This window comes from Empedobacter brevis, from assembly GCF_965118635.1.
Classification (GTDB): Bacteria; Bacteroidota; Bacteroidia; order Flavobacteriales; family Weeksellaceae; genus Empedobacter; species Empedobacter brevis_A.
The window spans coordinates 1-12,517 of the sequence record NZ_CBCPHV010000007.1; the positions used below are offsets into that span (position 1 = coordinate 1).

Here is a 12,517-nt window from a genome sequence, read left to right on the forward strand (position 1 = left end):
ATATTCTTTTACTTATTCAAATGTATAAACAAAAAAAATGTAAACCAAATAGTTTACAATAAATTTTTAATAAACTCTTAAAATTGTCTTATGCCTAAGTTAAGTAATGAAGATAAAGAGTTAAGAGATACTATTAAAAAAAGGTTTTTAACAATTTTAGAAGAAAAGAAAATGTCAAAATCAGATTTAGCAAACTTATCTGATAAAGACCGTCAAGCTATAAATAAATGGACAAACTTGAATAATGAGGATGGATTAACAATTTACACAATTAAAAACCTATGTCGAATTCTTAAAATAAGTTTGACAACGTTTTTTAATGATAAATCATTTAATAATTATACAAAATAACAAAAGCTCCATTAGGAGCCTTATTTTTTATTCGTTTATATCTTTTATTTTAATGATTTTTCCTGGATTTCCTACAACCGTTGCTCCATCTGGAATATCCTTTATAATGACAGCTCCTGCACCGATTGTACACCATTTGCCAATTCTAACACCTTGTATAACGCAAGCTCCTATTCCTACATGTGTTCCTTCTCCTACCTCAACATTACCCGCTAATGCTACATTTGGGGAAATATGTGCAAAATCGTCGATAATACAATCATGATCTATGGAAGCATTTGTATTGATTATACAGTGTTTTCCAATCTTTACTTCGGAATTAATAGAAACGCCAGTCATTATTACTGTTCCTTCTTTTATTGTAGCTCTTTTAGAAATTACAGCTTTTGGATGAATTAAAATAAGGTAAGAAAATTGAGTATTTTCTTCTGCAATTTTTTTTCGCACTTGGTTATTACCTATTGAGATAACTACTTCAATATTTTTATCTGGCAGTTCATTTATTATTGGATAGTTCAATAATTGGTTCTTAGATAAATCTTCGTCAAGAAATCCTTCAATATTAATATTATTTTCTTCTGCAATTTCTACAATTACTTTTCCATGTCCGCTTGCTCCGTATAAATACATGTCTTAATTATTTCCGTTAAAAGGTTCTATTGTTACATGCCCATCGGCTGAAATTCCTTCAGATTTAAATACTTTTTTAAACGTTGTTAAAAACACATTCAAATCAGTTTTAAATGAAATATGATCGACATACCAAACATCCAATTCAAATTTCTTTGTCCAAGAAATGGCATTTCTACCATTTACTTGTGCCCAACCTGTAATCCCTGGACGTACATGATGCCTTCTTTTTTGAGTTTCGTTATACAAAGGTAAATATTGTGGTAATAAAGGACGTGGTCCTATTAACGACATATCTCCTTTTAGAACATTAATTAATTGAGGAATTTCATCCAACGAAGTTTTACGAACAAATGCTCCAATTGGTGTTAAACGATCTGCATCTGGTAATAAGTTCCCATCTTTATCTTTTTTATCATTCATCGTTTTAAACTTGATGATTTTAAAAATATTTTCGTTCAATCCTGGACGAGCCTGAAAAAAGAAAGGCTTTCCTTGATTTGCAAAATATAATCCAATCATCACAAATATAAATATTGGAGAAAGAATGATTAACCCTGTTAAAGCAATAATGAAATCGAAAAAGCGCTTAATATAATTTTGATACATGATATTAAATTTATTTATTTGGTAGCTTACTAATTAATTGATTATACTCAGCTAAAAGTGCATTCCAAACTACTGATTGTTCATAACGTGCCTGAATCATTGGCCTCGCATTTTTCTTTAATTCATGATAAAAATCTTTATCATCAATCATTTTTTGCATAGCTATTAATATAACGTCTGAACTTTTAACTGGTATGATTGTTCCATTTCTACTTTCAATTATAATTTCATTGCATCCATTAATATCAGAAACGATACTTGGCAATTCCATTGCTCCTGCTTGCATAACTACATTGGGAAATCCTTCGCGATAACTAGGAAATACAAGTGCATGAGAAATAGCAAAATATGGACGAACATCTTTTTGGAAACCAACTGTTAGAATAGCTGGATTGATCTCTATTTCTTTAAGTGTTTCGTCCTGCAAAGGATCAAGTTCACTTTCTAAAGGTCCTACCAACAAAAGTTTTACATTTTGTTTATTTAGTTTAGAGAACGCTTTTATCAACTCATTGATTCCTTTGTCTCCTACTAAACGCCCTACAAAAACAAAGACAAAATCAGTAGGCTGAATCTGTAATTTTATTTTCAATTGAGCTTGTTTTTCTTCTGAAATTTGTTGTCTAGAAAAAAAAGAAGTATCAATTCCATTTGAAGAACCTTCTCCAATAACTTTTAATTTATCAGCTGATGTATAACTATTTTGTAAAATAAAATCATACAATCCTTTTGAGTTAGGATAAACTTTGGTTGCTGATGAATAGGTTAACTTTTCAACAAAATCTAATACTTTTCTTTTAACTCCTACAGCTTCCATTAAAGGCAAACCTGCAACTGTATGCAGACGAATGGGTACTCCTGCCAATTTTGCAGCTAACATTCCAACAATACCTGCTTTTGGGGTATGCGTGTGTACAATTTGTGGTTGTTCTTTTTTTAAATATTTATATGTTTTTATTAAAGATTTAATGTCTTGAATTGGTGTAATTTTACGAGACATTTCAATTGGAACTACTGTTATTCCTTCCTCATTTTCCACTTCTTCCAACTCTTTCTCATTTGAAGAAACTCCAATGACCTCAAAATAATGAGACATAAATTTTAATTGTCCTCGTAATAATACTTTAAGAGAAAGAGGGATGGTTGTAATTCGGATGAGTTTCAATTTCTTTTTATTTTATTCTTATTTAAGCTTTTAAGCTCAATTAATATATTATTATCTATTTTATTATTTACTTTAATGTTATTATATTCTAATTCTATATTATCAAGTGAAAAATTATTATCCCTAAATCTTAATGGTATATTATTATTAATTAGATTTATATTTTTTAAAATAATGTTACCTTTTAAACCTTTCTTTTTTTCAGATTTTAAATTATAGAATGACATACCATACTTTGAATCTATATCATTATAATTATTAATATAAATATTAACATTATTTGAAGTATTATACCCTTTTAAATTATTTATATACAAAGACGTCCCGCTATTAAAATTATTAAATGTAGTTACATCTTCAACTATTAAATCAATAATTTTATTAATCTCTGTATTCGGTTCTATATCTAATCCTGTTTGAGGGTTAGCACCATTTGTATTAGATATTAATAACTTCTTTAACAATATTTTTTTCCCACTAATTATACTAATACCATTTCTACGATTATTATCTATTAAACCTCCTAAAATATTAATATTTGACGAAAAATTATTACCACCTATATATATACCATCACCCCAAAAGTCTTTAATGTTAGAGTTGTATATAAATACATTTTTAGAATTAATTATATTAACACCCATTCCCCACTCACCTTTATTACTCAAATGATTTTTTCTATCACCAACAATATTCATATTAAATATTTTTACATTAGAAATGTTATTAATATTTATTAATCCATATCCTTGTTTGTCAGATGGTTTTAAGATAAATTTTGATTTTTTATTAAAAATTAAAATTGTATTATTTTTTAACTTGATCCCATTATCATTAATTAAAATAGGAAAATTAGGTAAAATAATTACTTCATTTTTATTTATAGCTTCTTGAATATTATCAGTGTAATCGACAGAAGCATCTTGCACATAATTTATTGGCAAATAACTAACTGCACTTTCAGCATTAGAATAATTACTTGAACTATCTTTTACTATTTTATCATTGATATAAATTGATGGTATTTTTTTAACTTCATATTGTCCATTAAGATTACAACTTAAAAGTAAGTTAAAAAAATATAAACCGATAAATCTCATATATATCATTTTTTATATTCTGACAAATATCTTTCAACAACTGTTCCAATTGAGTAATTATTAGCTCTATCTAAACAAAGTTTTGATTTTTTTAAGTAAAATAATTCATCTTTAATTAATCTATTTATAATAAATGCTAATTTGTCTATATTACCCTTAGGAAACAAAATTCCATATTCAGACACAATTTCCGATAGACCAGCAACATCTGAAGCAACAATTGGTTTTCCACAAGCCATTCCTTCAACTGCAGCAATACCAAAACCTTCATAATTTGAAGAAACAATCACTACATCACACATGTTTACCAACTCTGGAATATCTGGTCTATTTCCTAATAATATTACTCTATCCTCTAAATCTAATTGATTAATAAGATTTTCAATATTACTTCTTTCACTTCCATCACCTACTAATAATAATTTTACTTGAGTTGGTAGTTTTTTTAAAGACTTAATTACAGTTAACTGATCTTTAGCTAATCTAAAACTAGCTATCTGGATTAAAATAAAATCATTGATATTGAAATTAAAGTCTTCTTTTTTATAAGATGATGAATTTTGAAACTTAAGTAAGTCTATTCCATTATTTATTACAACACATTTCTTTTCAAACTTTTTTCCTAGATGATTTATCAAATTTGATTTTGTAGAAGAAGATATACAAATTACTCTATCCAAACTTGAATAAACTTTCTTTTCAATAAATTTTAAATAAATTTTATTTCGTCTATTATTTTCAGTGCTATGCTCAGTAAAAAATAACTTACTTTTTCTTTTCATGAAAAATAAACGATAAAAAACACCCCAATATAATGTTGGAAATAAATGCAAATGGATAATATCAGCATCTTTAATGTACTTATTTAATTGAAATAATATCTTAATATTAAAAAGATTTTTATTTTTTAAGTTTATCAATTTAATATTCTTATTTGCTTTTACTTCATCAATTAAATTAGATTTAGAATTTGAAAGTAAAATAAGATTAATTTCATTATCTGAGAATGACATTTCTTTACACATGTCAACAACAAGTCTTTCTGCTCCTCCTAAATTAAGACTATTTATTATATGATAAATTTTCATAATATTTTTTTAACGCTATCCAATAAAAAATAAACATTAACCAATTTATATCTAATAATCCTTTTAAATTTCCAATAAACAGTATTAATGTTAATGCTACTAGTAAAAATCTAAAAACTTTATTATGTTTATTATACTTAATATTAAATTTTAATATATATAAATGTATTAGAAAAAATGATATCATACCTAAGATACCATAATAGTACACAAGCCTAGAGTAACCTACATCTGTATGCATATAAAATGATCCATTTTCATAATAAAATTGTCCATCTCCAAAAAGTATTGATTTTAAATCAGATGGAAATATTAACATATCTTTTACACCTTCTGTCGATTTTGTAGAAATCTCACCTGTATTAAATAAATTAATAAATATTTCAAAAGAGTGGTTAAATGATGAAATCTTCATTAAATCATCTATGTTATTTATTATGTATAAAAATATTATACTGCCAATAATAAATAATAAGCTAAAAACCTTAGGTATAATTGTATACTTCTTTTGTATTATTAAAGTACCAAAATAAAAAAACACTGATATTATTATACCTAAATATGCTATTCTAGCTATATATATTCCTGTAATAGAAATAAATAAATATATTAAAAACCATAATAACTTACTCTTATTGATTTGAGTCAAAATATATACAGATAATAATATTCCTATACAAGCTATTATTCCTCCTGAGAAAAAAGTTCCAATACCAATACCTATAAATCTAGAACCAAATTCTACAACATTATTTAAAGCATATTCAAACTTATCTCCAGTACTTTGAATTGATACAACTAAAAAAAGTAAGTTAGGGTTTAAAAACATTATTAAAGCCAATACATTATGTAAAAATATAGAGGCAACCAATACTTTAGATATTAATAAAATATCAAAATTTAATCTTTTAACTAGTAAAAATGCTCCAAAAATATAGATTAAATTTTGAAAAGTATTTCCTATAAATCTAGGATCTAGATTATTATTGATAATAGAAGTTAAAACTATAAATATTATAGGTAATAATATTATTAAAATTATTTTTAAAAACGATTTTGGAATACCTTTTTTAAAAATATTACAAAAAACTATAAACCCTATAAACCCTATTAGTACTCTTGTTCTTAAAATCGATGGTAAAAATACAAACGATACATTAAAAATATAGAAGAAAGATAAAATTACATTAAAAAAATATTTACTAAAATACGCTACTCTATTTTCTTTCATTATATAAATTTAATAAACCAAAAACTAATAATTTAATATTTATAAATTTTATATCTGATAATTTTAATTTTCTAATATTAAAAATGATAATTTTCAAATATCTTTTTCCAAATATTTTTAAAATATCATTTTTGATATATCCTTTTTTATTAATTAATTCTTTTTCTAAGTTTGAAAAAAAATTATTTATATAATATAAATTATATTCATTAAAATCTATGGTTCTAATTTTTTGAGATAACGATAATATATAAAGAAAATTAATATCTTTTTCTAATAATACTATATCTGTATTAAGTTTTAATGCTTTTAATTGAATACTTGAAATTACCTTTTTTCTCAAGTCTATATTACTTTCCCCAACACTTGTTTGACTATTTGGAGTATTTCGATATCTTAATAACGGTGTATTGAAATTAAAGCCCTTGCCATATTGTAAACTTCTAACCCATAATTCATAATCCTCAGCATACTTAAATTCGTGACTATAGTAAAGTCCATTATTAATAAAAATATTTTTTCTAAACATCACTGACGGATGTGTAAATGGAGTACTAAAAATTGAATATACTCTAATCTGTAAATCACTTTCTGGTAAATAACTTTTATGATTATCTGTTATATTATCACTGAATTCAAGTCTAGAAGAACTACATATTATATACTCATCATTATTCTCTAAAAAATTATATTGTAATTCAAGTCTATTATATTCGGATATATCATCGGCATCCATTCTAGCAATATATTTACCTTTAGATAAATTTATTCCTTTATTCAAGGTGTCAATTAATCCTAAATTAGACTCATTTAAAATATATCTTATTCTACTGTCTGTATAACTTTTTACTATTTCCTCTGTTTCATCTATTGAACCATCATTAATAACTATTAATTCAAAGTTCTTAAAACTTTGAATTAAGATACTATCAATAGCTTCATTAATATATTTTGAGGCATTATACGCAGGTAGTATAACAGATATTTCAGGTTCCATTAAATTAATATTAAGTTATTAAAATCTTTTAACCAACAATCATAGAAACTCTTATTCTTCCCATAAGAATTATCAAGGATGCATACTTTTTTGTCTAATAATATACTTAAAATTAAACCATGTAATCTTGTAGTATATATAGTACTATAAGGGCTCAAAAATTCAATTCCTTTTTGAATATGATTATTCATTCCATTTCTATTCTTAAACCCATAAGAATCATGTATAAAACTATTAATAATTGGAAAATCTTTAAATATATATGATACTTTACCATCAAGAGCTTCTATATAATTATTCAATATATTTAATTTTTTATTTTTCGTTTTATATGTAGGCCAATCACTTACAGAGTAATTTTCAACCTCAATTATAGCATTATAATTTTTATTTTGAGCTTCTGCATCTGTTCTACTTAATAATAAAACATTTTCACTCTTCACTTTCTGAATCAACTTATCAAAATTAAGATAAAAAGCCATATCAGGTGTTAATCTTAATTTCAATTTACCTAAATAGTTTTCTAATATTTCATATGAAAACTTATCTCTAACACAAATATGTAAATTTGAATGACTTTTCATTAACTCCATGTCCTTGATTAAATTAGATTTACTATTATAGTGCACCGTCTGTGGTAAAATAATAATTTTATTATTAGGAAAGTCTTCAATTATTTTTCTCTTAAAACTTTGGCTTGATTCATAAATATCTCCAAAATTGCCTCCCCCATGTATTAAAATATTAATTTTTTCGGATGTCACTGCGTTATTTCTAAAAGTATTTCTATTAAATTGCTTTAAACATTTAAAATCTAAACTTTTAAAAAATTCAAGTTCACCACTCCAAATTAATGAATCTCCTATATTTCTATGGTTTGGAATATCTACTAATACAAAATCATTGTCAATTAAAGGGCTAATTTCCTTATAAATTATTTTTTTTAGACTATCAATATTATTTCTATTTGAGTTTATCATATTTTTATATTTAATTTATTTTTTAGTTTAACTATAATACTTCTATTTATAATCAGCATATAAATAAAAGCGATCAATGAAATTATCAATGAAATTAATTTACTCTCTAAATAGATATTTATTAATATTACAATTGATAAAAGAATAAGTTGAAAAAACAGTACTTTGTAGTTGATTTTCAACTTAAAAACACTTTTTATTTGACTATATCTCAATATAAAAATCACAATAAAACTACAAACAGAACCAAAAGCTGGTGCATATAAACCAATTACGTTAATCAATGATATTGATATAATAATATTAATTATGGCTCCTATGATACTTGTAATCAGTATACCTTTTGTTGATTTAGTCTTCAAATAAATTGCCCCTAAAAAACCTGAAATAGAAGAGAATGCAGAACCGACATATAATAACATTGCATATTTCCAAGACTCATAAAATTTGTCATCAAAAAGATAATACGTAATTACTGGAGAAGCTGACACTAATAATAAAGCAATAACTAAATTTATGCTTATATATTTATTAAATAATTTTGAATAAAAGGGATTATTATCATCGTTCGCACTTATTGCTAAATCTTGCCATGCAAGCATAAAAACAGTATTCAATAATGTTAAAATTGCTGGTAGTCTAGAAGACACAGCAAAAATTCCATTATCCTCAATTGACATATATTTCAAAATAACAAATCTATCTGATGCGTTTATTATCCACCAACTTAATGAATTAAATATCAAAGGTATTGAATATACAAGAAGACTTTTTTGCATTTTAACATCAATCCTAATCTTATAAAAGTTATTAAAAACAAATTTTATTTTATATATAATAAAAACAATACTTAATAAATTAGAAATAAATAATGCATAAAATATTCCTTTAACTTTATCATCAAAAATATTTGTCAATAAAAATAGAATACTAAAAAAGAAGATAAAAAAACTATTTGTTATTCCAATAAAAGAATAATATTTTGTTAAACCTAAACCTCTAAGTATTTGTTGAAAAAATGGTAAAAGACAAGACGTAAATAACAGAATAGAAAGCTCTCTAATATATATTATATTATAAAATTGGTTTAGAATATGTATACAAATCTCTGTTACAACAAATGATAACAACAACAATAGTATAGTCTGTCTAAACAAATGCTTTGAATCTGTTTTATTTTCAATTAACCATCTATATATAGCCTCATTCATTTGCAATGAAACTATAGGTAATAATAGATTCACAGTAGTTAATACTAAATCATACTCTCCTAATTCTTTTTTACTTAAAAAATAAGAATATATCGGAATTAGTATAAATGATAATATCTTAGAACCGAAATTACCTACTGTATATATCAGAGTATTTTTTATAAGTTTTTGTCCACTTGACATAATATCAATTACAATCTACTATCACATTCTTCCAAAATTCCTTTCACATCATAAATCACTCCACCTTCTTTTAGGTAGTGTGTTAAATCTAGTTCAGCGAATTCTTTATGTGCAACGGTTAAGATAATCACATCGTATTTATTAGATTCTTCGACAGGCTCAGAATGACATGTTGAATTGTTTTGTTGAGATTCTGAAACGAGTTCAGAATGACAAGAAGCAAGCTCAGTATGGCTTGTTATACCATATTCATGCATTACTTCTGAAGGATTCGCCCAAGGGTCATATGTTGTAACGTCTAAAGAATAATCTTGCAACGCTTCGATTACATCCACAGCTTTTGTATTACGAACATCAGGACAATTTTCTTTGAATGTTATTCCTAAATTCAACACTTTAGCTCCATTTACTTTGATATCTTTTTTGATCATTGTTTTCACTACTTGTGAAGCTACATATTGCCCCATCGAGTCATTCAAACGACGACCAGCTAAAATAATTTCTGGATGATATCCTTTTTCTTGTGCTTTTTGAGCTAAATAATATGGATCTACTCCAATACAATGTCCTCCTACTAAACCTGGTTTGAATGGTAAGAAGTTCCATTTTGTACCTGCTGCTTCTAAAACTGCTTGTGTATCAATCTCTAATAAATTGAATATTTTTGCTAATTCATTGACAAAGGCAATGTTGATATCTCGTTGAGAATTTTCAATTACTTTTGCTGCTTCTGCAACTTTAATTGTTGGAGCTAAATGTGTCCCAGCAACAATCACTGATTTGTAAATATCGTTTACAATTTCTCCAATTTCTGGTGTAGAGCCTGAAGTTACCTTCAAAATTTTCTCAACTGTATGTTCTTTGTCTCCTGGATTGATTCGCTCTGGTGAATAACCTGCAAAGAAATCTTCATTAAACTTCAATCCAGAAACTTTCTCTAATACAGGAATACACTCCTCTTCAGTCACACCCGGATATACTGTTGATTCATAAATGACAATATCGTCTTTAGACAATACTTTTCCTACCGTTTCTGATGATTTATACAAAGGTGTTAAATCTGGTCGATTATGTTTATCAACAGGTGTTGGAACTGTAACTACATAAATAGTTGCATCTTTGATATCATCTAAGTTTGAAGAACAATACAAACCATTCGTCGCAGTAGAAAAAGGATTTTCTTTTACTAAAACTGATTGTAAAACTTCATCTGAAACTTCTAATGTATGATCTGTTCCTTGATTTAATTCTTCAATTCTTTTCTGATTGATATCAAACCCTACGACTGGATACTTTGTTCCAAATAAACGTGCTAAAGGTAAGCCTACGTATCCTAGTCCAATAATTGCTATTTTATGTTGTGTATTCATATCTTGTTTTATGATCGATTAATTTTAATTTATTGTTAATTTTAATTTGTGAACGTGTAAACTTGGAAACATGTGAGCTTGTAAAGTTGTTAACTTGGAAACATGTTATTATTAACTATTAAATTTGTGAACTAGTAAACAAGCTAGCTTGATTACTAATTTATTCTTTTATTCTTTCAAAGATTCTATTAATTTTAAAAGCATTCGTTTAATGTGAATCAATTCATTTGTGAAATTTTCAATTTCTTGTATGTAATCTAATCGTTTAGATATTTCAATTTGTGTTTCAACTTCATTTAGAGAACCTAATGCAATGTACAAAAATTGAATAAATTCTTTTTTACTTTTACGCCCTGCTCCTTCTGCTATATTAGAAGGAATAGATACAGAAGCTCTTCTTAACTGACTTGTTAGACCAAATTGTTCTTCTTTCGGAAAGTGATTGGTTATAGAATAAATGGATGTCACCAAATCTAATGATTTCTGATAAACTAATAAATCCTTATGACTTCTCATATTCTTATTATTTAGCATAAACTTGTTAACTTATAAAGTCTGTAAACTTGTCATTTCAACTCCTTCACTTGTTAACTTCTTAACCTATTCACTTCTTAACAAGCTTTCTACTTCAAATTATCCCAATACCATTTTACAGCTTCTTTTAGGCCTTTGTCTATTGTATGGGTAGGTTGATAACCTAATAATGTTTTTGCTTTTTCGATAGATGCTAATGAATGTGGAATATCTCCTACTCTGTTTGGTCCGTGAATAGCTTCTACGTTCGCAATTTCAGCATCAAATTCACTTAAATATTCTCGTAAATATTTTACCAAATCATTTAACGTCGTACGATCTCCAACTGCTGTATTGTACACTGTGTTTGTTGCTTTGTCGTCTACTGTTAACATCGCACGTTCATTCATTTGAATCACATTGTCAATGTATGTAAAATCGCGAGAATAATCTCCTGTTCCGTTGATCTTAGGTGATTCGTGGTTCATGAATTGTTTTACAAACAATGGAATAACAGCTGCATATGCTCCATTCGGATCCTGACGACGACCAAATACGTTGAAATAACGTAATCCTATGCATGATAAACCATAAGTTTTAGAAAAAATATCTGCATATAATTCATTTACATATTTTGTAATCGCATAAGGAGAAAGTGGTTTTCCAATAATATCTTCCACTTTAGGTAAGTTTTCTGAATCGCCATATGTTGAAGATGATGCCGCATACACAAAACGTTTAACTCCTGCATCACGTGCAGCAACCAACATATTCAAAAAACCTGAAACATTAACATCATTCGACGTAATAGGATCATTAATTGATCGTGGTACAGACCCTAATGCTGCTTGATGCAATACATAATCCACACCATTTACTGCTTTGTGACATGTTTCTAAGTCGCGGATATCTCCTTCGATTAATGTATAATTAGGATTTGAAAAAAAAGGCTCTACATTATGACGATGCCCTGTTGCAAAATTATCTAAACATGTTACTTGGTAATCTTTTCCTAAAAAATATTCGGTTAGATTGGATCCTATAAATCCAGCTCCTCCTGTGATTAAAATATGTTTCATTGTTGTGTAT

Annotated in this window: 13 protein-coding genes; 1 reads left to right on the forward strand and 12 read right to left on the reverse strand. The window is 26.4% G+C overall.

The genetic code is table 11. The features are described 5' to 3' along the window. Positions 1–90: 90 nt before the first annotated feature. Positions 91–351, forward strand: a complete 261-nt coding sequence (locus ACMHJW_RS10430) for a helix-turn-helix domain-containing protein (RefSeq protein ID WP_413533352.1) — start codon at positions 91–93, stop codon at positions 349–351. Between the two features lie 27 nt (positions 352–378). Here the strand turns inward: ACMHJW_RS10430 and ACMHJW_RS10435 are convergent, their stop codons facing one another. The 12 genes from ACMHJW_RS10435 to ACMHJW_RS10490 form a co-directional block, all read right to left on the reverse strand. Further along, complete coding sequence (locus ACMHJW_RS10435) at positions 379–981, reverse strand: acetyltransferase (RefSeq protein WP_413533353.1); 603 nt, start codon at positions 979–981, stop codon at positions 379–381. 3 nt (positions 982–984) lie between these two features. Further along, positions 985–1,590: a sugar transferase gene (locus tag ACMHJW_RS10440; protein ID WP_413533354.1), complete on the reverse strand. Its 606-nt coding sequence runs from the start codon at positions 1,588–1,590 to the stop codon at positions 985–987. Positions 1,591–1,600: 10 nt separating this feature from the next. Beyond that, the gene (locus tag ACMHJW_RS10445) at positions 1,601–2,686 is read right to left on the reverse strand and encodes a glycosyltransferase family 4 protein (protein WP_413533454.1); all 1,086 of its coding nucleotides are present in this window, start codon (positions 2,684–2,686) and stop codon (positions 1,601–1,603) included. A gap of 65 nt (positions 2,687–2,751) precedes the next feature. After that, a complete protein-coding gene (locus ACMHJW_RS10450; protein WP_413533355.1) occupies positions 2,752–3,855 on the reverse strand; it encodes a hypothetical protein in 1,104 nt (367 codons plus the stop codon). Positions 3,856–3,860: 5 nt separating this feature from the next. Continuing rightward, entirely contained in the window at positions 3,861–4,943 is a 1,083-nt protein-coding gene (locus tag ACMHJW_RS10455) for a glycosyltransferase (RefSeq protein ID WP_413533356.1), read from the reverse strand. Next, positions 4,918–6,174, reverse strand: a complete 1,257-nt coding sequence (locus tag ACMHJW_RS10460; protein WP_413533357.1) for a hypothetical protein — start codon at positions 6,172–6,174, stop codon at positions 4,918–4,920. The genes ACMHJW_RS10455 and ACMHJW_RS10460 overlap by 26 nt, the downstream gene beginning before the upstream one ends. Continuing rightward, positions 6,161–7,171 (reverse strand): glycosyltransferase family 2 protein, encoded by a 1,011-nt coding sequence (locus ACMHJW_RS10465; RefSeq protein ID WP_413533358.1) that lies wholly within the window; start codon positions 7,169–7,171, stop codon positions 6,161–6,163. The genes ACMHJW_RS10460 and ACMHJW_RS10465 overlap by 14 nt, the downstream gene beginning before the upstream one ends. After that, positions 7,171–8,151: a polysaccharide pyruvyl transferase family protein gene (locus ACMHJW_RS10470; RefSeq protein ID WP_413533359.1), complete on the reverse strand. Its 981-nt coding sequence runs from the start codon at positions 8,149–8,151 to the stop codon at positions 7,171–7,173. The genes ACMHJW_RS10465 and ACMHJW_RS10470 overlap by 1 nt, the downstream gene beginning before the upstream one ends. Further along, positions 8,148–9,545, reverse strand: a complete 1,398-nt coding sequence (locus ACMHJW_RS10475; protein ID WP_413533360.1) for a lipopolysaccharide biosynthesis protein — start codon at positions 9,543–9,545, stop codon at positions 8,148–8,150. Before ACMHJW_RS10475 ends, ACMHJW_RS10470 begins: the two co-directional genes overlap by 4 nt. Positions 9,546–9,553: 8 nt before the next feature. Beyond that, the gene (locus ACMHJW_RS10480; RefSeq protein WP_413533361.1) at positions 9,554–10,915 is read right to left on the reverse strand and encodes a nucleotide sugar dehydrogenase; all 1,362 of its coding nucleotides are present in this window, start codon (positions 10,913–10,915) and stop codon (positions 9,554–9,556) included. 168 nt (positions 10,916–11,083) lie between these two features. Further along, a complete protein-coding gene (locus ACMHJW_RS10485; protein WP_413533362.1) occupies positions 11,084–11,431 on the reverse strand; it encodes a four helix bundle protein in 348 nt (115 codons plus the stop codon). Between the two features lie 107 nt (positions 11,432–11,538). Next, positions 11,539–12,507, reverse strand: a complete 969-nt coding sequence (locus ACMHJW_RS10490; RefSeq protein WP_413533363.1) for an SDR family oxidoreductase — start codon at positions 12,505–12,507, stop codon at positions 11,539–11,541. Positions 12,508–12,517 lie beyond the last annotated feature (10 nt).

What these genes read in the sequence shown, in the direction of transcription:
- ACMHJW_RS10475 (WP_413533360.1), bottom strand. Translation starts at nt 9,545, where the DNA reads ATGTCAAGTGGACAAAAACTTATAAAAAATACTCTGATATATACAGTA.
- ACMHJW_RS10455 (WP_413533356.1), bottom strand. Translation starts at nt 4,943, where the DNA reads ATGAAAATTTATCATATAATAAATAGTCTTAATTTAGGAGGAGCAGAA.
- ACMHJW_RS10480 (WP_413533361.1), bottom strand. Translation starts at nt 10,915, where the DNA reads ATGAATACACAACATAAAATAGCAATTATTGGACTAGGATACGTAGGC.
- ACMHJW_RS10490 (WP_413533363.1), bottom strand. Translation starts at nt 12,507, where the DNA reads ATGAAACATATTTTAATCACAGGAGGAGCTGGATTTATAGGATCCAAT.
- ACMHJW_RS10445 (WP_413533454.1), bottom strand. Translation starts at nt 2,686, where the DNA reads ATGTCTCATTATTTTGAGGTCATTGGAGTTTCTTCAAATGAGAAAGAG.
- ACMHJW_RS10470 (WP_413533359.1), bottom strand. Translation starts at nt 8,151, where the DNA reads ATGATAAACTCAAATAGAAATAATATTGATAGTCTAAAAAAAATAATT.
- ACMHJW_RS10460 (WP_413533357.1), bottom strand. Translation starts at nt 6,174, where the DNA reads ATGAAAGAAAATAGAGTAGCGTATTTTAGTAAATATTTTTTTAATGTA.
- ACMHJW_RS10435 (WP_413533353.1), bottom strand. Translation starts at nt 981, where the DNA reads ATGTATTTATACGGAGCAAGCGGACATGGAAAAGTAATTGTAGAAATT.
- ACMHJW_RS10450 (WP_413533355.1), bottom strand. Translation starts at nt 3,855, where the DNA reads ATGAGATTTATCGGTTTATATTTTTTTAACTTACTTTTAAGTTGTAAT.
- ACMHJW_RS10465 (WP_413533358.1), bottom strand. Translation starts at nt 7,171, where the DNA reads ATGGAACCTGAAATATCTGTTATACTACCTGCGTATAATGCCTCAAAA.
- ACMHJW_RS10485 (WP_413533362.1), bottom strand. Translation starts at nt 11,431, where the DNA reads ATGAGAAGTCATAAGGATTTATTAGTTTATCAGAAATCATTAGATTTG.
- ACMHJW_RS10430 (WP_413533352.1), top strand. Translation starts at nt 91, where the DNA reads ATGCCTAAGTTAAGTAATGAAGATAAAGAGTTAAGAGATACTATTAAA.
- ACMHJW_RS10440 (WP_413533354.1), bottom strand. Translation starts at nt 1,590, where the DNA reads ATGTATCAAAATTATATTAAGCGCTTTTTCGATTTCATTATTGCTTTA.